Below are 26,391 nucleotides of genomic sequence, written 5' to 3' on the forward strand. Positions count from 1 at the left end.
TAGGCTGTGGGCCAAGATCACGGGGTTCGGGAGGACCCTCCCATGGCGCTCAAGACCTTCTTCACCGCCGCCACCCTGGCCGCCGTCCTGGTGGGCCTGCTGCTTCCGACGCCGAACAAGCACGCCGCCCCGGCCGGCGAGAGCCAGATCGCGACGATGACGCTGGGGGCGGGGTAGGCTCCCAGTTGTTCCCGGTGTGGGGAGCGCCCAGAGATCAGCGCGGCATGCTCCTCTCCCGCTTGCGGGAGAGGTCGGGTGAGGGCCCTTTCTGAAGGGCCATTGCGCTCCGATCTCAGCAAGACCTCCGCTGCGCGGAGGCCCCCTCACCCATCCTCTCCCCCTGAATGGGGAGAGGCGAAGTTATTCCTTCGGCATCGCCGCGGCCTTGCCGGCGCAGCCCTTCAGGGTCTCGGCGCCCAGCGTCACCTCCGCCGCATAGCCGTACTTCAGGTCCGACATGCCGTCGGAGCAGGCCTGCAGGGTCAGGGTGACGGTGAGCGGGACCGCGCCGGCCGTGGTGGTCCAGACCGCCTTGGGCCCCTGCAGGGTCAGGCCCGGATTGGCGGCCACCAGGTTGGGATGGTCGGGGCGCTGCAGGGTGATCTGGGTGGCGCGGATCTGCAGGCCCCAGAAGGGCTCGGTCCCGCGCGCGTCGAGATCGCCGGAGAATTCCTCCGGGATCGGGGCCACGACCGGCGGCGGCGCGGCCGCGGGCGGCGTCGCCGGCGCATCGGCGGGGGGCGGGGCCACGGCGCCGTCGGGCGCCTGGGGCGAGCAGGCGGCCAGGATCAGGACGCAGGCGGTAAGGACGATGGGGCGCATGGCGGCGATCCTTTCGCGGGGACGGAAGCAGGCTAGACTCTCCCGCGATGAGTCGGAACGCCCCTCGCCCCTTCTATGAGTTCTTCGCCGGCGGCGGCATGGCCCGCCTCGGCCTGGGCGAGGCCTGGACCTGCGCCTTCGCCAACGACTTCGACGCCGCCAAGGCCGCCACCTATCGCGCCAATTTCGCCGACGCCGAGGACCATTTCCGCCAGGGCGATGTCTGGAAGCTGGCGCCGTCCGAACTGCCGGGCCAGGCCGACCTCGCCTGGGCCTCCTCCCCCTGCCAGGACTTCAGCCTGGCGGGCGCGCGGGCGGGGCTGACGGGGGGCCGATCCTCGGCCTTCTTCGGCTTCTGGCGGCTGATGGAGGCCCTGGCCGCCGAGGGCCGCGCGCCGCGCACGGTGGTGATCGAGAACGTGGCGGGCCTGCTGACCTCCCATGGCGGGGCCGACTTCACCGCGCTGTGCCGGGCCCTGGCCGCCCAGGGCTACCGCTTCGGGGCCCTGGAGATCGACGCCGCCCGCTTCCTGCCCCAGTCGCGGCCCCGGGTCTTCGTGGTGGCCACGCGCCAGCCCGTCCCCGCCGGCCTGATCGGAGAGAGCCCCTTCCACACCCGCCTCGTGCGCGAGGCCCAGGCCCGCCTGCCGCAGGACCTGGCCGCCGCCTGGGTCTGGTGGCGGGGCCCGGCGCCGGCCGCCCGCAACACCGACCTCGCCAGCCTGCTGGAGCCCGACGGCGCCGTGACCTGGCATTCGCCCGCCCGGACCCAGGCCCTGGTCGCCCTGATGGCGCCCCTGCACCGGGCCCGGCTCGACGCCCTCAAGGCTTCTGGCCAGCGGGCCGTGGGGGGCCTCTTCCGCCGCATGCGGGCGGAGAACGGCGTGCGGGTGCAGCGCGCCGAGGCCCGTTTCGACGGCCTGGCCGGCTGCCTGCGCACCCCGCGCGGCGGCTCTTCGCGCCAGACCCTGGTTGTGGTGGAGGCCGGCCAGGTCCGAACCCGCCTGCTCAGCCCCCGGGAAGGCGCCCGGCTGATGGGCCTGCCGGAAACCTATCAACTGCCCAAGGCGGCCACCTCGGCCCTGCACGTCATCGGCGACGGGGTGGCGGTCCCGGCGGTCCGCTGGCTGGCGGCGACGATCCTCGAGCCCCTGCTGGACGGGTCGCCGGCGGTGCTGGCGGCGGAGTAGAACAAACCGCTCATCGCGGCGAAGGTCGGGACCCAGATTCATGCCGCGGTCCTGAAGTTGGCCCGCCCGTTCGTGTGGTTCGTGTGGTTCGTGGTTCCAATTCTTGAGACCGTGCGGCCGCCGAGGCCCAACAGATTGTCCACGAACCACACGAACCACACGAACGGGGGTTCCTGATCAAAGGTTCGAGGTGAATCTGGGTCCCGGCCTTCGCCGGGATGAGCGGTTGTTATTAGAAAACCTCGGCCTCCCGCGCCAAGAACCTCCCTTCCAAATCCCGGCCACGGGGGTAGGGTCGGCCCTCAAAGCGACCCCTCCAGAGACCAGACCCATGGCCGACGCCGCCGACACCTCCGCCTATGACGCCGCCCGCTACAAGCGCGCCGGCCGGGGCAAGATCTACGACTCCATCATCGACACCATCGGCGACACGCCCCTGGTGGCCCTGCCCAACCTCACCAAGGCGCTGAAGCCCAAGGGGATCGTGCTGGCCAAGCTGGAGTTCTTCAATCCGATCGGCTCGGTGAAGGACCGCATCGGGGTGGCGATGATCGAGAGCCTCGAGGCCCGCGGCATCCTCAAGCCCGGCGGCGCCATCATCGAGCCCACCAGCGGCAACACCGGCATCGCGCTCGCCTTCGTCGCCGCCTCCAAGGGCTACAAGCTGACCCTGGTCATGCCCGAGAGCATGTCCATCGAGCGGCGCAAGATGCTGCTGATCCTGGGCGCCAAGCTGGAGCTGACGCCGGCCGAGCGCGGCATGGCCGGCGCCGTGGCGCGCGCCAAGGAACTGGTGGACGCCACCCCGGGCGCGGTCATGCCCCAGCAGTTCGACAACGCCGCCAACCCGCTGATCCACCGGGTCTCCACCGCCGAGGAAATCTGGAACGACACCGCCGGCGCGGTGGACGCCGTGGTCTCCGGGGTCGGCACCGGGGGCACCATCACCGGGGTCGGCCAGGTGCTGAAGGCCCGCAAGCCCTCCCTGAAGATGGTCGCCGTCGAGCCCGAGGCCTCGCCGATCCTCTCGGGGGGCAAGCCCGGCCCGCACAAGATCCAGGGCATCGGGGCGGGCTTCGTCCCCTCCATCCTCGACCGCGGGGTGATCGACGAGATCATCCAGGTCTCTAACGACGACAGCTTCGCCATGGCCCGGCGGGTGGCCCGCGAAGAGGGCATCCCGGTGGGCATCTCCTCCGGCGCGGCCCTGACGGCCGCCTTCGACCTGGCGTCGCGCGACGAGTTCGCCGGCAAGACCGTGGTGGCCATCATCCCGAGCTTCGCCGAGCGCTATCTCTCCACCGCCCTCTTCGACGGGCTGTAGGCGCGCCCCCCGCCGGGCGGGGAGGAGTCGCCATGACCGACGTCTATGGCCCGGACAAGCGCTCGGCGGTGATGCGCGCCGTGAAGGGCAAGGGCACCACCCCGGAGATGAAGGTGCGCCGGGCGCTCACGGCGCTCGGCGCCCGCTATCGCCTGCACCGCAAGGACCTGCCGGGCTCGCCCGACATCGTCCTGCCGGGACGCCGGCTGGCGATCTTCGTCCATGGCTGTTTCTGGCACGGCCACGACTGCGCCCGCGGCGCCCGCGTGCCCAAGGCCAACCGCGACTACTGGGTGGCCAAGGTGGCCCGCAACCGCGCCCGCGACGCCGCCGCCCGCGAGGCCCTGACGGCCCTGGACTGGCGGGTGGAGACGATCTGGGAGTGCGACCTCAAGGACGCCGAGGCCCTGACGGCCCGGCTGGAGGGCTTGCTGCAGCCCTAGGCCGCCGCAGTCTCGACTGAGTCCTCGGCCTCCGGCAGCACGCGGGCGATGGCGGCGGTCAGGGCGGCGGGGTCGATGGGCTTGGCGACGTGGTCGGTCATGCCGGCGGCCAGGCTATCGACCCAGTCCTTGGCGCTGTCGGCGGCGGTGCAGGCGATCACCGGGGTGGCCTTGTTGGGGCCGGGGGTGGCGCGCAGGCGGCGGCAGGTCTCGTGGCCGTCCATCCCCGGCATCTGGACGTCCATCAGGATGACGTCGTAGACGCGGGCGGCGGCCAGGGTCAGGGCCTCCTCGCCGCTGGACGCGGCGGTGAGCTCCACTCCGTAGGGTTCCAGGATCAGGGCCACGGCGCGCCGGTTGACCTCGTGATCGTCCACCACCAGCACCCGCGCCGGACCCAGGGCGGCCTCCAGGGCCGGCTCGGCCGGCGCCGCGGCCTCCACCAGGTCTAGGGACAGAGTGAAGAGCGCCCCCTGGCCCGGAAGGCTGGCGGCGACCAGGTCGCCGCCCATCAGGCGGGCGAGCTGGCGGCTGATGGAGAGGCCCAGGCCGGTGCCGCCATGGGTGCGGGCGGTGGAGGCCTGAGCCTGCTCGAAGGGGGCGAACAGGCGGGAGATCTCCTCGGGGGTCAGGCCGCGCCCAGTGTCGGCCACGGCGAAGCGGAAGGCCTCGCCCTTGTGGCTCACCGCCAGGATCACCGCGCCGCGGTCGGTGAACTTGATGGCGTTGGAGATCAGGTTGTTGAGGATCTGGCGCAGGCGGGTGGGGTCGCCGGCCACGCAGGCGGGCAGGGTCTCGGCGCCCAGCCGCTCCAGGGTCAGGCCCTTCTTCTCGGCCTCGGCCCGCCAGAAGGCGGTGGTGTCCTCCACCAGGGCGTCGAGGTCGAAGGGGACGGTCTCGATGCTCATCCGCCCGGCCTCCATCTTGGAGAGGTCCAGCAGGTCGTTGAGCAGGGTGCGCATCATGCGTCCCGACTGGGCGATCAGGGCGCCTGCGGCGGCGTCGGCCCCGCCATGGCGCTCGATGACCTCGGCCCCGGCCAGGATGGCGCTGATGGGGGTGCGCAGCTCGTGGCTGACCATGGCCATGAAGGCCGACTTGACCTCGGCGGCCGCCTCGGCGGCGCTCCGGCCGCGTTCGGCCTCCTCGCGGGCGCGGCGCTGGGCCTCGAGGGCCTCGGCGGCGGCCCGCCACAGGATGGTGGAGGAGAAGACCAGCAGCACGCCCACCATGCCGACGGCGATCCCGTAGGTGGAGGCGCCGCTGATCGCCCAGGCCATGCCGGCGGTGAGCAGCAGATAGACGCCGAAGGGGGTCATGGCCGCCACATAGGCCGCCTGGGACCGCTGATTGGTGACCACGGTGTTGAGGACGGCGCCGGCCAGGAACAGGCCGCCGCAGATCAGGCCCCCCGAGCCCCCACCCACGATCGCCATCAGGGCCAGGGCCCCATAGATGATGGAGTTGAGGCTGAGGATGGCCAGGGCCAGCCGGGGCCGGAAGGCGCGCGCGCGGGCCTTGTCGGTGGCGAACAGGAGGAATTCGCCGGTGTGCAGCAGGCCGTAGGCGGCGATCCAGGCGGCGGCGGGGGTCCAGCCGGCAACCGGCGCCAGGACCACGGCGTAGACCGCGGCGAACACCATGCGGGTGCGCATGCCGGCGGCCCGGGCCAGCATAGTCTTGGCCAGACCATCGTCGGTGGAGTTCTGCACCATGGTCGGCGCCCCTGGGTGTGAGGGTCTGAGCACGCCCCTTGGAGAGCCAGCTTAGCCCCGGGGCCTAAACCATCGGTAAAGCGCCACCGCCGTCGGTTGCGCTAGACCCTGACCGTTTCAGCTGGACCCATCTGAAACGGCGAGAAGGGTCCAGCTTCAAGACATGAGAGCATGTCGGGCGGCGGAGCCGGTATCCAGTTCCGCCTGACGCGCTCTGGAGTCAGGCCGGGCGGCGCGGCTCCACCACGACCTCGGTGGTCACCGAATTGGCGATGTAGCATTCCTCGTGGGCCTCGTGGTGCAGCCGGTCCAGGGCCTCGGCGGTGGGTTCGTCGCCCCGCCAGGTGACCGTCGGCCGCAGCCAGACCTTGGTGACCCCCAGCCGCCCGGGGGCGACCTCGGCCATGATCCCCTCGGCGGCGTCCTCGTAGCGGACCGCCGTGAAGCCGGCCAGCCGGGCGCGGTGCAGGAAGGTCAGCATGTGGCAGTTGCTGAGCGCCGCCACCAGCATCTCCTCCGGATCGACCGCCGCCTCCACCGCCCACTTGCCCACCACGTGCGGCGAGGCCGAGGCCGGAACCTCGACCCCGCCGTCGAAGGTCAGGCTGTGGCCGCGGCTGTAACGCCCCTTGGCGAAGTCCTCGCCGTCCTTGAGGGTCCAGAGGACCTCGGCGACATACTTGGCCATGGTCAGAAGGCCTCCGCCGGCAGGGCCATCATCAGCTCCGAACCCGTGACCAGCTTGGCCAGGTGGGCGCCGGCGTCGGGCAGGATGCGCTGCATGTAGTAACGGCCCACCACCAGCTTGTCGGCGAAGTAGGAGTCGGTCTCCCCCGCGGCGATCTTGGCCTGGGCGGTCTTGGCGATAAGGGCCCACATATAGGCCAGCGCCGTGAGGCCGAAGAGGTGCATGTAGTCGGTGGAGGCGGCGCCGGCGTTGTCGGGGTTCATCAGGCCGTTCTGCATCAGCCACATGGTGCCCTCCTGCAGCTTGGCCTTGGCGTCGGCCAGGCCGTCGGTGAAGGGCTTCAGGGCCGGATCGCCGGCGTTGGCGTCGACGAAGGCGTCGATCTCGGCGAAGAAGCTCATCACCGCCCGGCCGCCTTCGGCCGCCAGCTTGCGGCCCACCAGGTCCAGGGCCTGGACGCCGTTGGTGCCCTCATAGATGAGCGCGATGCGGACATCGCGCATGTACTGGCTGGCGGGGAAGTGCTCGGTGAAGCCCGAGCCGCCATGGATCTGCAGGGCGTCGGAACAGACCTTCAGGCCCTTGTCGGTGAGGAAGCCCTTCACCACCGGGGTCATCAGGGCCATGTAGTCGCCGGCCTTCTGGCGCACCGCCTCGTCGGGGCTGGCATGGGCCAGGTCGCCGTGCAGGGCGGTCCAGAACAGGAAGGCGCGGCCGGCCTCGATGATGGCGCGACTGTCCATCAGCATGCGCCGCACGTCGGGGTGGACGATGATCGGGTCGGCGGGGCCGTCGGGGTTCTTCGGCCCGGTCAGCGAGCGGCCCTGCAGGCGGTCCTTGGCGAAGGCGGCGGCGGCCTGATAGGCGGCCTCGGCCTGGGCGACGCCCTGCAGTCCCACCCCGATGCGGGCTTCGTTCATCATCACGAACATCAGGCGCAGGCCCTGGTTCTCCGTCCCCACCAGCCAGCCGGTGCTCTCCTCATGCTGGATGACGCAGGTGGCGTTGCCGTGGATGCCCATCTTCTCCTCGAGGCCGGCGCAGAAGACGCTGTTGCGCGCGCCCGGCTTGCCGTCGGCGTCGGGGATGAACTTGGGCACGATGAACAGGCTGATGCCGCGCACCCCGGCCGGCGCGCCCTCGATGCGGGCCAGGACCAGGTGGACGATGTTCTCGGCCATGTCGTGCTCGCCCCCCGAGATCCAGATCTTCTGGCCCGAGATCTTGTAGCTGCCGTCGGCCTGGGGAACCGCCTTGGTGCGCAGCAGACCGAGGTCCGTGCCGCACTGGGGTTCGGTCAGGTTCATGGTCCCGCCCCATTTCCCCGAGACCAGGTTGGGCAGGTAGAGGCTCTTCTGTTCGTCCGAGCCGCCGTTGAGGATCGCCGAATAGCAGCCGTGGGTCAGACCCGGATACATGGAGAAGGCCATGTTGGCCGAGGAACTCATCTCCGAGAACGACAGGTTCACCACGTGGGGCAGGCCCTGGCCGCCATAGGCGGGCTCGGCCCCGAGCGCCGGCCAGCCGCCCTCGACGAGCTGGGCGTAGGCCTCCTTGAAGCCCTTGGGCGTGGTGACCGTGTTGTCGGGATGCCAGGTGCAGCCTTCCTTGTCGCCCACGGCGTTCAGGGGTGCGAGGACCTCGCTGGTGAAGCGGCCGGCCTCCTCGATGATCTGCTGGACCACGTCCATCGAGGCGTCGGCGAAGGCCGGCAGGTCGGCGTACTTCTCGATCTGCAGGACGTCGCGCAGCAGGAAGGCGTGGTCGCGCACGGGGGGCTGGTAGGTCATGTCCGCTCCGGAATTGTCAAAAGGGCCCCCGACGGGTCGGGAGCCCTTGAGAGATACTAGCTGAGGTTCTCGCCGCCGCTAAGGCGCCGGAGACTACTTGGCGTGTTCGAGATCGCCCAGGCGGGCGCGCAGCACCTGATCGTAGTCGGCCGCCCGGGGCAGCAGGTCCGGCCGGGTCCGGGCCAGTTGGCCCTCCAGGGCGTCGCAGCCGGAGCGGAGCTCCTCGATGGCCTTGTCGATGTCCTGGCGCTGGGCCTCCAGGGCCACGATCCGCTCGCGGAACTTGGTGAGGGACTTGATGTTCTGGGCCGCGCCGCCGTCGTCGACCTCGTAGAGGTCGAGGATCTCGCCGATCTCCGACAGGGCCAGGCCGACCCGCTTGCCGCGCAGGATCAGCTGCAGCCGGGCGCGGTCCTTGTAGGAATAGACCCGGTTCATGCCGTCGCGGGCGGGGGAGAGCAGGCCCTTGTCCTCGTAGAAGCGCAGCGCCCGGGGCGTGCACTTAAACTCCAGGCAGAGCTGGCGAATGGTGAAGGTCCGCGCCGGACGGCGCAATTCCATGGGCACTGGATGTCCTCCCTCGGAGTTTTCTTGGTTGCCCGGAACGTAAGCCTGCATTCCGTTAACGTCAACATGATCGTTGATCACCTTGCGTGAGCTCGCAGGCTTGTGATCGGCGTCCGGACCCTCGGAGCCTGACCGTTTCAGATGGATTCATCTGAAACGGACAATCGGGCTCGAATCTCATGTTTAGAACGTGACGGGCGCCTGAACCGGTAGCCACTTCAGGCTGTCACGCTCTAGGCTGACCCCTCCATCTGGGGGCGGTTCGATGACACGCAATATCTGGCTCTGCTCGGCGGCGGCCCTGGTCCTGCTGACTGGCGCGCCGGCGAGCGCCCGGGACAAGGCGCCCGCCGCGGCCGAGGCGACGGCCGGCGCCCAGCGCCAGGAGGGCCTGCTGCCGGTCTATGTGGACAAGGCCAAGGGCAGGATCCTGCTCTCCCTGCCGGCCCCCGACGCCGACGGGGTCAGCGGCCGCTTCCTTTATCTGACGGCCCTGCGCGCCGGCCTGGGCTCGGCGCCCGTGGGCCTGGACCGCGCCGCCATCGGCGACACCCAGGTCCTGGTGTTCCGCCGCCTCGGCAAGAAGGTGTTCGCCGAGTACGAGAACCCCCGTTTCCGCGCCGCCGGCGCCCCGGCTCCGGAACAGACCGCGGCCCGCGAGGCCTTCGCCACCTCCATCGTCTGGGCCGGCGAGGTGGCCGGGACCGAGGGCGACGGCCGCATCCTGGTGGACATCTCTTCCTTCCTGACCCGCGACGTCATGGGGGCGGCCGATGCGCTGAAGCGCGCCGACGAGAAGGGCTACCGCCTGGTCCCGGAGCTTTCGGCCGCCGACCCCTCGATGGTGAAGGTCTTTCCGGAGAACCTGGAGTTCGAGGCCCGCCAGACCTATCAGTCCGACACGCCGGGACCCGAGAGCCGTAACATCGCCCCGGACGCCAAGCTGATCACCCTGCAGGTGCGCCACAGCCTGGTGAAGCTGCCCGACCCCGGCTACGAGGTCCGCCGGTTCGATCCCCGCGCCGGCGTGTTCGGCTCCACCGTCCTGGACTACGCCGCCCCCCTGGGCGCCGACATCGTCGGCCAGGTGGCCCACCGCTTCCGGCTGGAGAAGACCGATCCCACCGCCGCCCGCTCGCCGGTGAAGAAGCCCATCGTCTTCTATGTCGACCGCGCCGCGCCCGAGCCGATCCGCACCGCCCTGAAGGAGGGCGCCGCCTGGTGGGCCCAGGCCTTCGAGGCGGCGGGCTATCAGGACGCCTATCGGGTGGAGATCCTGCCCGAGGGGGTCGATCCCCTGGACGTCCGCTACAACGTCATCAACTGGGTGGACCGGGCCACCCGCGGCTGGTCGGTGGGCCAGTCGGTTCGCGACCCGCGCACCGGCGAGATCCTCAAGGGCAGCGTGCTGCTGGGCGCCCTGCGGGTTCGGCAGGACATGCTGATCTTCGAGGGCCTGGTGGGGGCCGACAAGGTGGGGACGGGCGGGCCCAACGATCCCGTCGAGGTCTCCCTGGCGCGCCTGCGCCAGCTGGCCGCCCATGAGGTGGGCCACTCCCTGGGCTTCGCCCACAACTTCGCCGGCAGCACGCAGGGCCGCGCCTCGGTGATGGACTATCCGGCCCCGCGGGTGACCCTGGTGGCCGGCAAGCCCGACCTCTCCGACGCCTATGGGGTGGGCCTGGGCGCCTGGGACAGGTTCATCGTCGACTGGCTCTATGGCCAGGTTCCGTCCGGCGCGGCCGGCGAGGCGGCCCTGGCGGCCAAGGCCCGGGCGGAGATGGCGTCCGGCGCCCGCTATGTCACCGACGGGGATTCCCGTCCGGCCGGCGCCGCCCAGCCCTGGGGCGCCCTGTGGGACGACGGGGCCGACCCTGTCGCCGAGCTGACCCGGATGATGGGGGTGCGCCGCGCGGCCCTCGACCGCTTCGGCCTCTCGGCCCTGAGGGCCGGGGAGCCGGTGGCGAGCCTGCGCCGCAAGTACGTGCCGATCTTCCTGCTGCACCGCTACCAGGTGGACGCCGCCGCCAAGCAGCTGGCCGGGATCGACTATCCCTATGCGGTGAAGGGCGACGCCCGCGAGGCCGCCCCCATCGTGCCCGCCGCCGGGCAGCGCGCGGCCCTGGAGGCCCTGCTGGCGACCCTGCGGCCCGCCGAGCTGGACACCCCCGAGGCCCTGATCCCGCTGCTCTCGGCGGGCCAGTCCGGGGACGGGGACCGGCAATTCGAGATCGAGGTCTTCGACGGCGATCCGGTGTTCGATCCGCTCACCGCCGCCGACGTGGCCGCCGGCCTGACGATCGAGGCCCTGACCGCCCCCGACCGCCTGGGCCGGCTGGTGGAACAGCACCGCCGCGACGCCGCCCTGCCCGGCGCCGGCGAGGTGCTGGACCGGCTGATCGCCACGGCCTTCGCCCCGGCCGCCGGGCGGAGCGCCGAGATCGCGCGACGGGTGCAGACCCGCGCCGTGCTGGACCTGGCCGAGGTCTCACGCAGGGCCGGGACCTCGCCGGCGGTGTCGGCGGAGATCGATCAGAGGCTGGCCGACCTGGCCGCGCGGCTGAAGGCCTCGCCCGGCGAGGGCGCCGACCGGGCCCACCGCCTGCGGCTGGCGGGGTTGATCGCCGACCGCGACGAGATGGCCCGGGTGCTGGCCCAGCCCAAGCTGAAACCCACCGTGCCGCCGGGCATGCCGATCGGCGACGACGGGGACTGGTGAGCCCTGGTTAGCCGACCAGTTCCCCCGCCAGGCCGCGCTCGATCAGGGCGATGGTGCGCTCCAGGCCGAAGATGGCCGCGAAGGAGCCGAAGCGGGGCCCCTGGCTCTGGCCCAGCAGCACCTCGTAGAGGGCGGTGAACCACAGGCGCAGGGGCTCGAAGCCGGCCTCCTTGCCGGCGGCGTAGACCTCGTTCTGGATCAGCTCGGCGTCCTGGCAGCCGGCGGGCAGGGCCCTGAACCGGGCGATCAGGTCCTGCATCGCCGCCCGCTCCTGGCCGTCGGCGACCCGGAAGGTCTTCGAGGGCTTCACGAAGTCCTCGTAGTAGTTGATCGCGTAGCCGGCCAGGTGGTCCAGCAGGGGCTGGGTGGCCGGCGTGGCGCCGGGGATGTAGCGCTCCAGGAAGCCCCAGAGGATGTCCTTGGTGGAGGCGTCGGCGGCCGAGACCAGGTTCAGCAGCAGGGAATAGGAGACCGGCGACCCCTCGGCGGGCGGGTTGGCGTGGTGGACGTGCCAGACCGGGTTGTCGATCTGCGGCTCGTTGGAGCCCTCGGCCCGCTTGCGGTTGTAGGCGTCGAGCTGCTGCAGATATTCGTCGGTGGCCTTGGGGGCGACGTCGAAATAGAGCCGCTTGGCCGAGCGCGGCGACTGGAACATGTAATAGGCCAGGCTCTCCGGCGGGGCGTAGCGCAGCCACTCCTCCATGGAGAAGCCGTTGCCCTTGGTCTTGGAGATCCGCTCGGCGTTCTCGTCGAGGAACAGCTCGTAGCTGAAGGTCACCGGGGGCACGCCCCCCAGGGCCTTGGCGATGGCCGTCGAGGTCTTGACCGAGTCGATCAGGTCCTTGCCCGACATCTCGTAGTCCACCTCCAGGGCGGTCCAACGCAGGGCCCAGTCGGGACGCCACTGCATCTTCACGTGGCCGCCGGTGACCGGGACCTCGGTGCGGCCGCCGTCGGGGTCGTCGAAGACGATGGTCCCCTTCTCGACGTTGCGCTCCAGGGTGGGGACCTGCAGCACCTTGCCGGTCTTGGGGCTGACAGGGAGGAAGGGCGAATAGGTGGCGCGCCGCTCGGGGCCGAGGGTCGGCAGCATGACCTTCTGGATGGCGTCGAAGCGGGCCAGGGCGGTGAGCAGGGTCGCGTCGAAGCGGCCCGAGCGGTAGGTCTCGCTCGACGACATGAACTCGTAGTCGAAGCCGAAGCTGTCGAGGAAGGCGCGCAGGCGCGCGTTGTTGTGCCCCGCGAAGCTGCCGTCGGTGCCGAAGGGGTCGCGCACCACGCTCAGCGGCTTGTCGATGTCCTCGAGCAGCATCGCCTGGTTGGGCACGTTGGGCGGAATCTTCCGCATGCCGTCCATGTCATCGGAGAAGGCGATGAGGCGGGTGGGGATGGCGTCGTCGGTCAGGGCGCGGAAGGCCACCCGCACCATGGTGGTCCGCGCCACCTCGCCGAAGGTGCCCACGTGCGGCAGGCCCGACGGGCCATAGCCGGTCTGGAACACCACCGGTTTCACCAGGGCCGGAAGCGTGGCGACGGCCTCGGCCGCCTTGCCCTGGGCGATGAGGGTGACGGCGAGATCGCGCTCGGCGTCGGTGAGCCGCAGGCGCAGGATACGCTCCAGCAGCAGGCGGGCCTGTTCGAAGGGCCAGCTCTTGGCTTCACGGGCTTGGTGGGAAAGACCTTGCAGGGACATGGGCGGGCGTTAGCGCCCTATGTGCCGGGCCTCAAGCTTAGTTTTCGCTGGCCGCCGTCGGATAAGCGTCACAAGAACAGGCGAAACAGGGAGCCAGGACGTCTTGCAGGGTGTTTCGATGATCTCTCGCCGCGCGGGTTTCAGTCTGCTGGCCGCGACCCTGGCGCTCGCCGCCTGCGCCAAGCCGGCGGACAAGCCCGCCCCCACCGACACCCTGAACTTCTCCATCATGTCGACGGAGAAGGCCTCGACCCAGGCCGCCGAATGGGCGCCCTTCCTGGCCGACATGGAGAAGGCCACCGGGCTGAAGGTGAAGCCCTTCTATGGTTCCAACTATTCGGCCCTGATCGAGGCCATGCGCTTCAAGCAGACCGACATGGGCTGGTTCACCAACCAGTCGGGGCTGGAGGCGGTGCGCCGCTCCGGCGGCGAGGTCTTCGCCCGCACCACCAAGCCGGACGGCGGCCAGGACGGCTACCAGTCGGTGATCATCGTGGCCAAGGACAGCCCGATCACCCTGGAAACCCTCCTCAAGTGCGACAAGAGCCTGAGCTTCGGCATGGGGGACGCCAAGTCCACCTCCGGGACCCTGGCGCCCATGACCTATCTGTTCGCGCCGCGGGGCATCCGGCCGGACGAATGCTTCAAGACCGTCCGCTCGGCCAACCACGAGGCCAATCTCTACGCCGTGGCCAACCGGGTGGTGGACGCGTCGACCAACAACACCGCCTCCATGGCCCGGCTGGCCCAGCACGGCACCGCGGCCGGGGACCGGACCCTGGCCAATCTGAAGGTGATCTGGACCTCCCCCACCATTCCGGAGGACCCCATGCTGTGGCGCAAGGACCTGGACCCGGCGGTAAAGGCCAGGATCGCCAAGTTCTTCTTCTCCTATGGCGTGGGGACCGGTCCGGAGGCCGAACGCCAGCGCGACAACCTGCGCCGCATCGAGAGCGGTCCCTTCAAGCGCGCCGACGCCACCCACCTGCTGCCCGTGCGCGAGATGGAGGCCACCGAGCAGCTGATGGAGGCCCGGGAAAAGGGCGACACCGCCGCCGCCGCCAAGGCCCAGGCGGAGCTGGACGCGGTGCATGCGGAAGAGAAGGCGGCCAAGCCGGCCTCCTAGATGCTCCCCTCCTGGGGGAGGATCTATTCGTCCGAGCTCAGCATGAAGTGGCCGCGCAGGGCGGCGATGGGGCTGGAGCGGGCTTCCTGCCAGGCTTCCACCGTCACATTGGCGATGCGGCGGCCGACCTTGCGCAGGTCGGCGCGGGCGTAGGTGGTGAGCGCCCGGCCGGGGCGCAGGTATTCGATGGTGACGTCGATGGTCTTGTGGACCTTCGGGGTCTGCTGGACCACGGAGAGCTGGGCGAGCGCCGTCATCTCCAGGAAGGCGCCGATCACCCCGCCGTGCAGGGCCGGCAGCATGGTGTTGCCCACCAGGTGGGGGGCGAAGGGCAGGATGGCGGTCATCTCGTCGCCCGCCAGCTCGCAACGCATGCCCAGGAACTGGATATAGGGCACCGAGGCCAGGAAGCCCTGCAGGCGGTCGCCGGCCTCGCTCATCGGGCCGCTCCGGGGGCCGGGGCGCCGTTGAGGATGAAGGCGGCCTGGGCGGTGGCGATGGGATCGTCGGGGTCCTCGTCCCAGGCATGGGCGCGGACGAAGGCGATGGACCTCGTCATCTTGTAGCAGTGGGCGAGCGCCGTGACCCCGGCGCGCGGCGCGGCGGGGCGCATGTAGTCGATGCGCAGGTCCAGGGTGGCGGTGGGAAAGCGCTCGTTCTTGGCCGAGGAGATGGCCAGGCCGCAGCAGTGGTCCAGCAGGGAGGTGACGACGCCGCTGGCGATCACCCCGGTGGCGGGGTCCCCCACCAGTTCGGCCCGCCAGGGAACCAGGATCGAACCCCGGGACTCCCCGACGGACACCAGTTTGAAGCCGAGCGCGGCGGCCTGGGGCACCGTCTCCACCATGTGGACGGCCATCTCGCGCAGGGGGTGTTCGGGGGCGCTCATGCCTTCGGTTTGGGCCAGGCCCGCCCGAGGGTCAAGGACGACCCAAGGGAAGGTTTAGGCGGCGGTGAACCCGGTGGTGAGCGCGACGAGGGCGATGGCGAGCATGGGCAGGGCGGCCATCAGGAGGGTGGCGAGGCCGCTGGCGCGGCCGAGGTTGAACGGGTGAGACATGGCATTTTCTTTCGGTTCGGAGCGAAGCGCGGGGAGGCGCGTTCGTCTCGAGCGGGGGTATAGGAGCGGCCCCTCGCGAATACTCGTTAAGTCTTGGTCATGACGCCGATTTCACAATATGAATACTCTGTAAGGTGGAGCTTCCCATGAGCCGGCGGCCCGGATGATCAAGCCCGAAGCCCTGCTGCGCCCCACCCCGGCCGGCCTCTACTGCCCGCCCGGCGACTTCTACATCGACCCCACCCGGCCGGTGGACCGGGCGGTGATCACCCACGGCCACTCCGACCACGCCCGCGCCGGCCACGGGGCGGTGCTGGCCACGCCCGAGACCCTGGCCATCATGGCCGAGCGCTATGGCGCCGACTTCGCCGGGGCGAGCGAGGCCGCCGCCTTTGGCCGACCCGTGCATCGCGACGGGGTGGAGGTGACTCTGGTCCCGGCCGGCCACGTCCTGGGCTCGGCCCAGGCGGTGGTCCAGTGGAAGGGCCTGACCATGGTGGTGTCGGGGGACTACAAGCGCCGGCGCGACCCCACCTGCCCGCCCTTCGAACCCGTGCCCTGCGACGTCTTCATCACCGAGGCCACCTTTGGCCTGCCGGTGTTCCGTCATCCGCCGGACTCGGGCGAGGTCGCCCGGCTGCTGCGTTCGGTGGCCCAGTTCCCGGAACGCTCGCATCTGGTGGGCGCCTATGCGCTGGGCAAGGCCCAGCGGGTGATCCGCCTTTTGCGGGAGGCGGGCTGGGACAAGACCATCTACGTCCATGGCGCCCTGGAACGGTTGAACCGCCTCTACGAGGACCACGGGATCGACCTCGGCCCGCTCTCGCCCGCCACCGTGACCACCAAGCAGGACTTCGCCGGCGCCATCGTCATCGGCCCGCCGTCGGCCCTGCAGGACCGCTGGTCGCGGCGCTTCCCCGATCCGGTCCAGGCCTTCGCCTCGGGCTGGATGCAGGTCCGCGCCCGCGCCCGCCAGCGGGGGACCGAGCTGCCCCTGGTGATCTCCGACCACGCCGACTGGGATGAGCTCACCGCCACCGTCGACGAACTGCGTCCCGGCGAGCTGTGGATCACCCACGGCCGCGAGGAGGCCCTGGCCCGCTGGGCCCAGCTGCACGACATCAAGGCCCGGGCCCTGGCCCTCGTCGGCTATGACGACGACGAGGAGGACGGCTAGCTTGCGCGCCTTCGCCGAACTCCTGGACCGCCTGTCGCTGACGGCGTCGCGCAACGCCAAGCTGACCCTGGTGCGCGACTATCTGCGGGAGACGCCCGACCCCGACCGGGGCTGGGCGCTGGCGGCCCTGACCGGCGACCTCAGCTTCGCCGCCGCCAAGCCCACCTTCATCCGCAAGGCGGTGGAGGAGCGGATGGACCCGCTGCTGTTCCGCTGGTCCTACGACTATGTGGGGGATCTGGCCGAGACCGTCGCCCTGGTCTGGCCGGCGCGGCCGGGCGCCAATCGCGAACCGGAGCTGTCCGAAGTCATCGACGCCCTGCGCGGCGCCACCCGGGCCGAGGTGCAGCGGCTGATCGAAGGCTGGCTGGACGCCCTGGAGCCCACCGGCCGCTGGGCGCTGCTGAAGCTGATGACCGGCGGCCTGCGCGTCGGGGTCTCGGCCCGCCTGGCCAAGCAGGCGACAGCCGACCTGGGCGGCGTGCCGGTGTCGGAGGTGGAGGAGGTCTGGCACGCCCTGCACCCGCCCTACGAGGATCTGTTTTCCTGGCTGGAGGGCCGCTCGGACCGGCCGCGCCCGGACTCGCCCGGCCGCTTCCGCCCCACCATGCTGGCCCAGGCCATCGACGAGGCGCTCGACTTCGGCAAGCTCGACCCCGCCGACTATGCCGCGGAGTGGAAGTGGGACGGCATCCGCGTCCAGGCGGTGAACGAGGAGGGCGTGCGCCGCCTCTACACCCGCAACGGCGACGACATTTCAAAGACGTTTCCCGACGTGCTCCAGGTCCTGGACTTCGAAGGCGCCCTGGACGGCGAGCTGCTGGTGATGGGCGACGACGGGGTGGCCAGCTTCGGCGACCTGCAGCAGCGGCTGAACCGCAAGACGGTGGACGCCAAGCTGATGGCGAAGCACCCGGCCGGCATCCGCGCCTATGACCTGCTGGCCGAGGCCGGCGAGGACACCCGGGTCCTGCCCTTCAGGGACCGCCGGGTCCGGCTGGAGGCCTTCGTCGGCCGGCTCGCCACCCCGCGCATCGACCTGTCGCCCCTGCAGCCCTTCGAGACCTGGGCGGAGCTGGCGGCCCTTCGCGCCTCACCCCCGCCCGGCGACCCGCAGATCGCCGAGGGGCTGATGCTGAAGCGGTGGGATTCGATCTACGAGGCCGGGCGTCCCAAGGGACCCTGGTTCAAGTGGAAGCGCGACCCGTTCCTGATCGACGCGGTGCTGATGTACGCCCAGCGCGGGCACGGCAAGCGCTCGAGCTTCTATTCCGACTACACCTTCGGGGTCTGGACGGAGGTCGAGGGCAAGCGGGCGCTCACCCCCGTGGGCAAGGCCTATTTCGGGTTCACCGACGAGGAGCTGAAGCTGATCGACAAGTTCGTTCGCGACAACACCATCGAGCGGTTCGGCCCTGTCCGCTCTGTGAAGGCCGAGCCCCATTTCGGCCTGGTGTTCGAGGTGGCCTTCGAGGGCCTGCAGCGCTCCACCCGCCACAAGTCCGGGGTCGCCATGCGCTTCCCCCGCATCCACCGTATCCGCTGGGACAAGCCCGCCGGGGAGGCCGACGAGCTGGAGACCCTGGAACGGATGCTGGCCCAGATGGAGGGGCGCTAAACCGAAGATGCTCCCCCACTGGGGGAGCTGCCGGCGAAGCCGGCTGAGGGGGACTTTGACTCTTGTCTTTGGGCGGTCGGGGTCAACTACGTTGATCCCCCTCCGGCACGGACCTGCGGTCCGCGCCACCTCCCCCACATCGCGCTGGCGCGCTGGGGGAGGATCTATGAACTACGCGTTTCCGGCGCCTTGATCCGCCGCCAGGCGAGGGCCCAGGCGACGACGGCCTGGGCGAGGCCCGAGGCCAGGCTGGCCCAGGGGGCCAGCGAGAGCGGCACGAACAGGGCCTGGCCGATTCCGGGGCTGATCACCGCCCCCACGATACCGCCCACGGCGTAGAGCAGGGCGAGCGCCACCACCGCGCCGAAGTCGCCGCGCTGGGGCCGGGGGCCGAAGCGGAACAGGGCGATGACGCCGAGGTCACGCAGGATGAAGGCCATCAGGGCCGCGGCCTGGGCCGGGTCGGGGCCCTGGTCGAAGGCCGAACCGGCGCCGCCGACCATGAAGGCGGCCGCCACCAGGAGCAGGGCCAGCAGGAAGGGGGCGATGGCGGCGGGCGTCAGGGGAAGGGCTCGGCCAAGATCACCCTTGCCCAGGGCGCCCGCGAACTGGCGCAGCCGCACCCGGTCGGCGGGCTCGGCGAAGGCCGCCGCATAGGCCGCCAGCGCCACGGCGAGGGCCCCCACCAGCAGGGCGGCGGCCAGTCCGCCCCCGGCATAGGCGAAGCCGCCGAGGAAGATGGCCAGGAAGATCAGGAAGGCCGGCCAGACCACCGGCGCGTTCTTCATCTGCAGCTCCAGCCGCATCAGCCGCCAGGCGCCGGCCAGGGCCCAGCCGGCGAAGGCCAGGGTCGCGAGGGTCCGGAACCCGACGGCGGGGAAGACCTGGCCCCACCAGGTGACCTCGCCGCGGGCGTAGAGGAAGGCCGGAATCCCGGCCAGGCCGGCGCCCTTCTGGAAGCCGGAGGAGCCGGCGACGACGCTCAGCAGGAAGAGGCCCAGGATCAGGCCGCCCATCACCCCGCCGGCGCGGGCCACCCGGCCCTCGGCGCGGGCCTTGCGCACCCCGATCAGGGCGGCCCCCAGGCTGACGGCCTGGAGCAGGAGGGCCAGCGCGATCAGGAAGGCGAGCATCCACAGGGCGCCCGGCTGGCCCTGGACCAGCATCAGCCCGGCCATCAGGACCACCCCTGTCAGGGCGCAGAGCCAGGCCAGGCTCGAGGCCCCCAGCAGCTTGCCCCAGGTCATGGCCCAGGGGGTCAGGGCCGAGAGCCGCTGGAAATCCCAGGTGCGGTCGGCGATCTCCGCCAGCACCGCCGTGCCGGCGGCCCGCGAGCCCCAGATCACGCCGCAGATCAGGAAGACGAAGCCCCCCACCCCGGCCAGGGCCGGCAAGGGCCCGCCGCCGGAGTCGCGGGCCAGCAGGGCCGTGGCGCCATAGATCAGGATGAGCGTGACCGCGGCCCAGGCGACGCGGCGGGGCGAGGCCTCCAGCCACAGATTGCGTTGGAACTCCGGGTTCATCGGGCCACCTCCGCCAGATAGGCGTCTTCCAGGGTCTTGCGGCTCGCCTGGAAGGCCCGGACCTTCAGGCCCGCCCCGATCAACTGCGCGAGCAGGGCCGAGTCGTCCTCGCCGTCGGCCAGGACCAGGGTGGCGGCGTCGCCCTCCAGCCGTTCGACGGTGACGCCGAGGGCCACCAGCCGGTCGCCCAGGTCGTCCGGGGTCTCGGCGAAGACCACCTCCACCCGGCTCCCGTCGCGATGCCCGGCGCCAGCCGCCAGCACCCCGCCGCCGGCCACCGCGCCGTCGCGGATCATCAGCATCTGGGTGGAGTAGTCCTCCAGCTCGGCCAGGATGTGGGAGGAGACCACGATGGTCATGCCCTCGCGCGACAGGGACAGGATCAGGTCCGACAGGCTGCGCCGCGCCTCGGGGTCCAGCCCGGCGGCGGGCTCGTCCAGCAACAGGACGCGGGGACGGTGGACGATGGTCTGGGCGATGGCCAGGCGCTGCTTCAGGCCGCGCGACAGTTCGCCGGCCCGGGCCTCCAGGCGGTCGGTCAGCTGCACCCGGGCCGCGGCGGCCTCGACGGCGGCCGGGGTGTCGGCCACCGACACGCCCCGGGAGCGGGCGGCGTAGGTCAGGGCCTTGCGCACCGACAGCTCGTCATAGAGGCCGAAGAAGTCGGGCAGGTAGCCGATGGCGGCGTGGACCCCGCGGGGGTCGGTCTCCACGTCGAGGCCCGCCACCGCGATGGTCCCCTCGGTGGGGACGTCGAGGGCGGCGATGCAGCGCATCAGGGTCGACTTGCCGGCCCCGTTGGGGCCCACCAGGGCCAGGACTGCGCCAGCCTGGACGTCGAAGGACACCCCGTGCAGGGCGCGGGCCGAGGGGTAGTCATAGACCACCCCGCGAACCTCAATCATCGCGGTCATGTCAGCTCCCCTTCCAGGAAGGCCTTGAGGTCGCCGCCGGTGAACTTCAGTCCGCGGATCCCGGCGCGGCGGCCGGCCTCCACGTCGCCGTCCTTGTCCCCCACCATGACGGAGCGGGTCAGGTCCACGGGCCACTCGGCGATGGCCTGCAGCAGCATGCCGGGATTGGGCTTGCGACCCGGCGGGTCAGGATGCCGATAGATCTCGTCGGCGGCCTCGGGGTGGTGCGGACAGTAGTAGAAGGCGTCGACCTTGCCGCCGACCTCGGCCAGCGACGCGCTCATCTGGGCGTGCAGTTTCCGGACGTCGTCCTCGGTGTAGTAGCCGCGGCCGACCCCGGACTGGTTGGTCACCACGAACACCCACCAGCCGGCGGCGTTGAAGGCGGCGATGGCCTCCCGGGCGCCTGGAATCCAGACGAAGTCCTCCCAGCGATAGACATAGCCGGGGTCTTCGTTGAGCACCCCGTCGCGATCGAGGAACAGGGCGGGGCGGGGGGACGGGTCAGGCGCGCTCACGCCGCCACCTTAGCGCCAAGACCCGGCTCCTGTCGCGGGGGTCGGCCTTAAGCTTTCGTAAGCTCGCCATTTCGCCGACACATCGCCCCGGCTATGGTCGCGCGTCCCTTCCAGTTTCCGAGGTCGCCTTGGCCGACGCATCGCCCGTTCTCTCCATCAAGGACCTCCGGGTCGACTTCGCCACCCATGATGGGGTGGTCAACGCCGTGCGCGGGGTCTCCCTGGACGTGGCCCGGGGCGAGACCCTGGGTGTGGTGGGCGAGAGCGGCTCGGGCAAGAGCCAGACCTTCATGGCCCTGATGGGCCTGCTGGCCCGCAACGGCCAGGCCAGCGGTTCGGCCAGGTTCCTCGGGACCGAGCTGCTGAACCTGAAGCCGTCGGAGCTCAACAAGATCCGTGGGTCGAAGATGACCATGATCTTCCAGGACCCTCTCACCGCCCTGACCCCCCACGTCCGCATTGGCGAGCAGATCGCCGAGCCCCTCCGCCTGCACCTGGGCATGTCCGGGGACGCGGCGACCAAGCACGCCAAGGACTGGCTGGACCGGGTGCGCATCCCCGACGCCGCCCGCCGGCTGCGCCAATATCCGCACGAGCTGTCGGGGGGCATGCGCCAGCGGGTGATGATCGCCGCCGCCATGGCCGGTTCGCCCGCCCTGCTGATCGCCGACGAGCCCACCACCGCCCTCGACGTCACCGTCCAGGCCGAGATCCTCGACCTGATGGACGAGCTGAAGCGCGAGACCGGCACGGCCATGGTGCTGATCACCCACGACATGGGGGTTATCGCCCGCCTCGCCGATCGGGTCTGCGTCATGAAGGACGGGGCCTATGTGGAGGAGGGCGGCGCCGAGGCGATCTTCGCCGCCCCGAAGGACGCCTATACGCGGGCCCTGCTGGACGCGATCCCGCGCCTGGACCGCTCCGATCGCGGCGGCCGCCCGACCCTGTCGCCGGTCGCCCCCAACGCTCCCGTCGTGGTGGAGGGCAAGGACATCAAGGTCTGGTTCCCGATCCACGAGGGTGTCTTCGGCGCCAAGCGCAACCTGCGGGCCGTCGACGGCGTCTCCTTCCAGGTGCGCGAGGGCGAAACCCTCGGCGTGGTGGGGGAGAGCGGCTGCGGCAAGTCCACCCTGGCCCGCGCCGTCATCAACCTGATCCCGGCCACCGGCGGGGCGGTCACCCTGCTGGGCCGTGACATCACCGGCGCCGACAAGGAGGCCGTCCGCGCCTCGCGCCGCGATCTGCAGATCGTCTTCCAGGACCCGCTGGCCAGCCTCGACCCGCGCATGACCATCGGCGATTCCATCGCCGAGCCCCTGCAGGTGTTCAAGCCGGAGCTGAAGCGGGCCGAGCGGGACACCGAGGTGGCCGCCATGATGGCCAAGGTCGGCCTGCCGCCGGCCCTGATCAACCGCTATCCGCACGAGCTGTCCGGCGGCCAGAACCAGCGGGTCGGCATCGCGCGGGCCATGATCCTCAAGCCCCGGCTGGTGATCTGCGACGAGGCGGTCTCGGCCCTAGACGTCTCCATCCGCGCCCAGATCATCGACCTGCTGATCGAGCTGCAGAAGGAGATGGGCCTGGCCATGGTGTTCATCAGCCACGACCTGGCGGTGGTCCGCGAGATCAGCCACCGGGTCATGGTGCTCTATCTGGGCCGGGTGATGGAGCAGGCCGACCGCGAGCAGATCTACGCCCATCCGCACCACCCCTACACCCAGGCCCTGCTCTCGGCCGCGCCGATCCCCGATCCGGTGCGCGAACGGGCCCGCAAGCGGCTGAAGCTGTCGGGGGAGCCCCCCAGCCCCATGGACCCGCGCAGCGCCCTGCGCTTCCTGCCCTCCCGGCTCTCGGCCGACCCGCTGGGCCAGGTCTATGTGCCGCAGCTGAAGGAGGTGGCCCCAGGCCACCTGGTCTCCGAATTCGACCCGCCGGCCGAAGCGGCCTAGAGCGCGCGCCATGAGCGGAAAGATCACGCCCATCCTGATGTCGGGTGGCGCGGGCACGCGCCTCTGGCCCCTATCGCGGCAGGCCAAGCCCAAGCAGTTCCACCGGCTGGGGGGCGCTGAGACCCTCATCCAGGCCACGGCCCTGCGGGTGACCGGCGAGATGTTCAATCCGCCCATCGTCGTCTGCGCCGCCGCCCACGCCGACCTGACCCGCGACCAACTTCGGGAGGTGGGGATCACGCCCCGGGCCCTGATCGCCGAACCGGCGCCGCGCAACACCGCCGCGGCCTCGGTGGCTGCCGCCGCCGTGGCCGCCGAGATCGATCCGGAGGGGGTCTTCCTGCTGCTGCACGCCGACAACCTGGTGGCCGATGTCCCGGCCATGCACCGCGCGGTGGAGGCGGGCCGGGCGGCCGCCGAGGCCGGCGAGGTGGTGATCTTCAGCCTCAAGCCGACGGGGCCGGAGACCATCTACGGCTATATCCGCGCCGGGGCCGGCGACGGCCCGGTGCGCAAGGTCGCCCAGTTCGTCGAGAAGCCGGACCTTGAGACCGCCAAGCGCTTCGTGGCCGATCCCGACTATGGCTGGAACGCCGGCATGTTCATGTTCAGCGCCGCCGCCTTCCTCGAGGAGTGCCGCAGGCTGGCGCCCGCCATCTCGGCGGCCGCCGAGGCCGGGGTCGCCAAGGCCGCGCGGCGCGGCGACCTGATCGCGCTGTCGCCCGACTTCCTGACCGCGCCGTCGGAGGCCATCGACACCGCCATCATGGAGAAGACCGCCCGCGCCAGCGTCGTGGGCGCCGACATCGGCTGGAGCGACGTGGGCAACTGGAACGCGCTGTGGGAGGGCTCGGCCCAGGACGGTGAGGGCAATGTCGCCGACGGGGACGTGGTTCTGGTGGGCTCGGCCCGCAGTCTGGCCCGCACCGACGGGCCGGTGGTGGTCCTGGCCGGGGTCGAGGACCTGGTGGTGGTGGTGGAGAACGGGGTCGTCCTGGTCACCCGGCGTGAGTCCACCGCCTCGGTGCGCGCCGCCGTCGACGTCCTGAAGACCCGGGGGCGCGGCGAGCTGCTCTGAACCCTGGGATGACTTGCCGTTCGCGGAAGTTGCATTCGGCCCCTTCCGGCAACTTCGCGGAAAGACTTCTTGGTTAAGTTCGCCGTCCTGTAGTCGCGTATTCGCCGCCTCGGGATGGCCGTCTTGCACATCGAAGTCCTCCGTCCGCAGGACATGACGGCGCAGCGGTTGGCCCGTTGGGCGGCCCTGCAGGCCACCGACATCACCCTGGACAGCCCCTTCCTGTCGCCCGACTGGGCCCGCGCCGTGGCCGGCGTCCAGCGCCAGACCTCCCGCCAGGTCCGCGTCGCCGTGGCGGTGGAGGACGGCCGCGATGTCGCCTTCCTGCCGGTCCGGGTCGGCCACCTCACCGCCATGCCGGTGGGGGCGCCGATGTGCGACTACCAGGGTCTGGTGGCCGAGCCCGGCGCCCGGATCGACATCCGCAAGATGATCCAGGCGCTCGGGGTCCAGCGCTTCGACTTCTGCCACATGATCGAGGCCCAGGCGGTCTTCGCCCCCTATGCCCGGGGCCGCGACCTGTCCCACGTGGTGGACGTCACCGAGGGATACGAAGCCTATGAGGCCGCCCGCCGCGAGGCCGGGACCTCGGTGCTGAAGGATTGCGACAAGAAGCGCCGCAAGGTCGAGCGCGAGATCGGCCCGGCCGTTTTCACCCCCTTCTCCCGCAGCCAGGCCGACTTCGACCAGCTGGTGGCCTGGAAGCGCGCCCAGCTCGACGCCACCGGCCAGACCGACATCTTCGACGCCGGCTGGACCTTGCGGCTGATGCAGGACCTGTTCGAGCGCCGCGATCCCGACTTCGGCGCGGCCCTGTTCACCCTGCACTTCGGCGACCGCCTGGCCGCCGTGCACCTGCACCTGCACGGCAAGCAGACCATCCACGGCTGGCTGATCGCCCACGACCCGGAGTTCGAGCGCTATTCGCCGGGGATCCTGCTGTTCCAGGACATCCTGCGCTGGATGGACGCCACCCCCTATACGCGCCTGGACCTGGGTCCCGGCGACTACCGCTTCAAGCGCGAACTGGCCAACGCCGGCGTCTGGGTCACCCACGGCTTCGTCGGCGGGGTCGCGCCGGCCGCCCTGGTCCGCCACGCCGCCTACGGGGTCCGCGCCGCCGCCGAGGCCCTGCCCCTGGGCAAGATGTCGGCCCTGCCCGGCAAGGCCATGCGGCGGATGGACGTGCTGCGCGGCCTTCGCTGACGTTGCCGTGAGGGCCCGCCCTCGTTAGAGGTGGCGTCCTTTTCCACCCCTGGCCTGATCATGACCCTGTCCATCGACGATATCCGCGCGGCCGCCGAGCGGCTGAAGGGGCGCATCGAGCGCACGCCCTGCCGCCAGTCGCGGACGCTGTCGGAGATTACCGGGGCCGACGTCTGGGTGAAGTTCGAGAACCTGCAGTTCACCGCCGCCTATAAGGAGCGCGGCGCGCTCAACACCCTGCTGCAGCTCTCCGACAATGAGGCCAAGCGCGGGGTGATCGCCGCCTCGGCCGGCAATCACAGCCAGGGCCTGGCCTATCACGCCGCGCGCCTGGGCATCCCGGTGACCATCGTCATGCCCCGCAACACCCCCTTCGTGAAGGTGCAGCAGACCCGCGCCTTCGGGGCCGAGGTGGTCCTGGACGGGGAGACCTATGACGACTCAGCCGCGCTCGCCAAGACCCTGTGCGCTGAGCGGGAGCTGGTCTTCGTCCACCCCTTCAACGACGTGAAGGTGATGGCCGGCCAGGGCACGGTGGCGCTGGAGATGTTCGAGGACGTGCCCGACCTGGAGGTGCTGCCCATCCCCATAGGCGGCGGCGGCCTGATCGCCGGTTGCGCCACGGTGGCCAAGTCGCTGAACTCCAAGGTCGAGATCTACGGCGTCGAGCCGGCCATGTACCCCTCCTTCACCGCCAAGATGCGCGGCGTCGGCGCGGCCACCGGCGGGGCCACCATCGCCGAGGGCATCGCGGTCCGGAGCGTGGGCGAGGAGAGCTACGCCATCGCCCGGCCGCTGATCGACGACGTGCTGCTGATCGAGGAGCCCTATTTCGAGCGGGCCATCGCGCTCTACTGCAATGTCGAGAAGACGGTGGTGGAGGGCGCCGGCGCGGCCTCGCTGGCCGCCCTGCTGGCCTATCCGGAGAAGTTCCGCGGCAAGAAGGTCGGGCTGATCATCACCGGCGGCAATATCGACACCCGGCTGCTGGCCTCGGTGCTGACCCGCGAGCTGGTGCGCGAACAGCGGCTGGTCTCCCTGCGCATCATCGGCGACGACCGGCCGGGGCTGCTGGGCACCGTCTCGGTGCTGATCGGCAAGATGGGCGCCAATATCGTCGAGGTGGCGCACAACCGCCTGGCCCTGGACGTGCCCGCCAAGGGTGCGGAGTTCGACATCATGATCGAGACCCGCGACGCCCAGCACACCCAGGAAATCATGGACGCCCTGCGCGAGAGCGGCTACCCGCCCCGCGCGGTCTGAGAAGC

Annotated in this window: 23 protein-coding genes; 12 read left to right on the forward strand and 11 right to left on the reverse strand. The window is 70.9% G+C overall.

Annotation, left to right across the window (positions count from 1 at the left end):
• Positions 1 to 42 precede the first annotated feature (42 nt).
• Positions 43 to 177, forward strand: a complete 135-nt coding sequence (locus tag ACO06I_RS17095) for a hypothetical protein (RefSeq protein WP_421933823.1) — start codon at positions 43 to 45, stop codon at positions 175 to 177.
• A 183-nt stretch (positions 178 to 360) separates the two neighbouring features.
• Here ACO06I_RS17095 and ACO06I_RS17100 read toward each other — a convergent pair whose 3' ends face one another.
• Positions 361 to 822: a COG3650 family protein gene (locus ACO06I_RS17100; protein WP_421933824.1), complete on the reverse strand. Its 462-nt coding sequence runs from the start codon at positions 820 to 822 to the stop codon at positions 361 to 363.
• Between the two features lie 47 nt (positions 823 to 869).
• Here ACO06I_RS17100 and ACO06I_RS17105 point away from each other — a divergent pair, with 47 nt between their 5' ends.
• The 3 genes from ACO06I_RS17105 (at position 870) to ACO06I_RS17115 (ending at position 3,779) form a co-directional block, all read left to right on the forward strand.
• Complete coding sequence (locus ACO06I_RS17105) at positions 870 to 2,012, forward strand: DNA cytosine methyltransferase (RefSeq protein ID WP_421933825.1); 1,143 nt, start codon at positions 870 to 872, stop codon at positions 2,010 to 2,012.
• Between the two features lie 331 nt (positions 2,013 to 2,343).
• Positions 2,344 to 3,336, forward strand: a complete 993-nt coding sequence (cysK, locus tag ACO06I_RS17110; protein WP_421933826.1) for a cysteine synthase A — start codon at positions 2,344 to 2,346, stop codon at positions 3,334 to 3,336.
• Between the two features lie 32 nt (positions 3,337 to 3,368).
• Entirely contained in the window at positions 3,369 to 3,779 is a 411-nt protein-coding gene (locus ACO06I_RS17115) for a very short patch repair endonuclease (RefSeq protein WP_421933827.1), read from the forward strand.
• On the opposite strand, the gene ACO06I_RS17120 is transcribed toward ACO06I_RS17115, so the two are convergent.
• The 4 genes from ACO06I_RS17120 to ACO06I_RS17135 all read right to left on the reverse strand — a co-directional run bounded on the left by ACO06I_RS17120 (position 3,776) and on the right by ACO06I_RS17135 (position 8,533).
• A complete protein-coding gene (locus tag ACO06I_RS17120) occupies positions 3,776 to 5,494 on the reverse strand; it encodes a response regulator (RefSeq protein WP_421933828.1) in 1,719 nt (572 codons plus the stop codon). The genes ACO06I_RS17115 and ACO06I_RS17120 overlap by 4 nt on opposite strands.
• Positions 5,495 to 5,714: 220 nt before the next feature.
• Positions 5,715 to 6,182, reverse strand: coding sequence for an OsmC family protein (locus tag ACO06I_RS17125; RefSeq protein WP_421933829.1), 468 nt, complete (start codon positions 6,180 to 6,182; stop codon positions 5,715 to 5,717).
• A gap of 2 nt (positions 6,183 to 6,184) precedes the next feature.
• Positions 6,185 to 7,972 (reverse strand): acyl-CoA dehydrogenase C-terminal domain-containing protein, encoded by a 1,788-nt coding sequence (locus tag ACO06I_RS17130; protein ID WP_421933830.1) that lies wholly within the window; start codon positions 7,970 to 7,972, stop codon positions 6,185 to 6,187.
• Positions 7,973 to 8,065: 93 nt separating this feature from the next.
• Positions 8,066 to 8,533 (reverse strand): MerR family transcriptional regulator, encoded by a 468-nt coding sequence (locus ACO06I_RS17135; protein ID WP_421933831.1) that lies wholly within the window; start codon positions 8,531 to 8,533, stop codon positions 8,066 to 8,068.
• 271 nt (positions 8,534 to 8,804) lie between these two features.
• Here ACO06I_RS17135 and ACO06I_RS17140 point away from each other — a divergent pair, with 271 nt between their 5' ends.
• The gene (locus ACO06I_RS17140; protein WP_421933832.1) at positions 8,805 to 11,258 is read left to right on the forward strand and encodes a zinc-dependent metalloprotease; all 2,454 of its coding nucleotides are present in this window, start codon (positions 8,805 to 8,807) and stop codon (positions 11,256 to 11,258) included.
• A 7-nt stretch (positions 11,259 to 11,265) separates the two neighbouring features.
• Here ACO06I_RS17140 and ACO06I_RS17145 read toward each other — a convergent pair whose 3' ends face one another.
• The gene (locus tag ACO06I_RS17145; RefSeq protein WP_421933833.1) at positions 11,266 to 12,951 is read right to left on the reverse strand and encodes a lysine--tRNA ligase; all 1,686 of its coding nucleotides are present in this window, start codon (positions 12,949 to 12,951) and stop codon (positions 11,266 to 11,268) included.
• A 118-nt stretch (positions 12,952 to 13,069) separates the two neighbouring features.
• Here ACO06I_RS17145 and phnD point away from each other — a divergent pair, with 118 nt between their 5' ends.
• Positions 13,070 to 14,077, forward strand: coding sequence for a phosphate/phosphite/phosphonate ABC transporter substrate-binding protein (gene phnD, locus ACO06I_RS17150; RefSeq protein ID WP_421933834.1), 1,008 nt, complete (start codon positions 13,070 to 13,072; stop codon positions 14,075 to 14,077).
• Between the two features lie 23 nt (positions 14,078 to 14,100).
• On the opposite strand, the gene ACO06I_RS17155 is transcribed toward phnD, so the two are convergent.
• The gene (locus tag ACO06I_RS17155; protein WP_421933835.1) at positions 14,101 to 14,517 is read right to left on the reverse strand and encodes a PaaI family thioesterase; all 417 of its coding nucleotides are present in this window, start codon (positions 14,515 to 14,517) and stop codon (positions 14,101 to 14,103) included.
• Positions 14,514 to 14,966, reverse strand: a complete 453-nt coding sequence (locus ACO06I_RS17160; protein WP_421933836.1) for a PaaI family thioesterase — start codon at positions 14,964 to 14,966, stop codon at positions 14,514 to 14,516. Before ACO06I_RS17160 ends, ACO06I_RS17155 begins: the two co-directional genes overlap by 4 nt.
• Positions 14,967 to 15,300: 334 nt before the next feature.
• Here ACO06I_RS17160 and ACO06I_RS17165 point away from each other — a divergent pair, with 334 nt between their 5' ends.
• Both ACO06I_RS17165 and ACO06I_RS17170 read left to right on the forward strand, forming a co-directional pair.
• Positions 15,301 to 16,314, forward strand: coding sequence for a ligase-associated DNA damage response exonuclease (locus tag ACO06I_RS17165; protein WP_421933837.1), 1,014 nt, complete (start codon positions 15,301 to 15,303; stop codon positions 16,312 to 16,314).
• Positions 16,289 to 17,932 carry a cisplatin damage response ATP-dependent DNA ligase gene (locus ACO06I_RS17170; protein WP_421933838.1) on the forward strand — a complete coding sequence of 548 codons (1,644 nt, stop codon included), beginning with the start codon at positions 16,289 to 16,291 and terminating at the stop codon, positions 17,930 to 17,932. Before ACO06I_RS17165 ends, ACO06I_RS17170 begins: the two co-directional genes overlap by 26 nt.
• 164 nt (positions 17,933 to 18,096) lie before the next feature.
• Here the strand turns inward: ACO06I_RS17170 and ACO06I_RS17175 are convergent, their stop codons facing one another.
• Genes ACO06I_RS17175 through ACO06I_RS17185 form a run of 3 tightly spaced genes read right to left on the reverse strand, consistent with a single transcriptional unit; the run spans position 18,097 to position 20,887 of the window.
• Positions 18,097 to 19,455 carry a hypothetical protein gene (locus ACO06I_RS17175; RefSeq protein WP_421933839.1) on the reverse strand — a complete coding sequence of 453 codons (1,359 nt, stop codon included), beginning with the start codon at positions 19,453 to 19,455 and terminating at the stop codon, positions 18,097 to 18,099.
• Positions 19,452 to 20,369 carry an ATP-binding cassette domain-containing protein gene (locus ACO06I_RS17180; protein WP_421933840.1) on the reverse strand — a complete coding sequence of 306 codons (918 nt, stop codon included), beginning with the start codon at positions 20,367 to 20,369 and terminating at the stop codon, positions 19,452 to 19,454. Before ACO06I_RS17180 ends, ACO06I_RS17175 begins: the two co-directional genes overlap by 4 nt.
• Complete coding sequence (locus ACO06I_RS17185; protein WP_421933841.1) at positions 20,366 to 20,887, reverse strand: D-glycero-alpha-D-manno-heptose-1,7-bisphosphate 7-phosphatase; 522 nt, start codon at positions 20,885 to 20,887, stop codon at positions 20,366 to 20,368. The genes ACO06I_RS17180 and ACO06I_RS17185 overlap by 4 nt, the downstream gene beginning before the upstream one ends.
• Positions 20,888 to 21,015: 128 nt before the next feature.
• Here ACO06I_RS17185 and ACO06I_RS17190 point away from each other — a divergent pair, with 128 nt between their 5' ends.
• From ACO06I_RS17190 to ACO06I_RS17205, 4 genes are all read left to right on the forward strand, one after another.
• The gene (locus ACO06I_RS17190) at positions 21,016 to 22,839 is read left to right on the forward strand and encodes a dipeptide ABC transporter ATP-binding protein (RefSeq protein ID WP_421933842.1); all 1,824 of its coding nucleotides are present in this window, start codon (positions 21,016 to 21,018) and stop codon (positions 22,837 to 22,839) included.
• Positions 22,840 to 22,849: 10 nt separating this feature from the next.
• The gene (locus tag ACO06I_RS17195) at positions 22,850 to 23,917 is read left to right on the forward strand and encodes a mannose-1-phosphate guanylyltransferase (RefSeq protein WP_421933843.1); all 1,068 of its coding nucleotides are present in this window, start codon (positions 22,850 to 22,852) and stop codon (positions 23,915 to 23,917) included.
• Between the two features lie 114 nt (positions 23,918 to 24,031).
• Complete coding sequence (locus tag ACO06I_RS17200) at positions 24,032 to 25,123, forward strand: GNAT family N-acetyltransferase (protein ID WP_421933844.1); 1,092 nt, start codon at positions 24,032 to 24,034, stop codon at positions 25,121 to 25,123.
• Positions 25,124 to 25,183: 60 nt separating this feature from the next.
• The gene (locus tag ACO06I_RS17205) at positions 25,184 to 26,386 is read left to right on the forward strand and encodes a threonine ammonia-lyase (protein WP_421933845.1); all 1,203 of its coding nucleotides are present in this window, start codon (positions 25,184 to 25,186) and stop codon (positions 26,384 to 26,386) included.
• Positions 26,387 to 26,391 lie beyond the last annotated feature (5 nt).

The organism is Phenylobacterium sp., from assembly GCF_965229015.1.
In the GTDB taxonomy this organism is placed as follows: Bacteria; Pseudomonadota; Alphaproteobacteria; order Caulobacterales; family Caulobacteraceae; genus Phenylobacterium.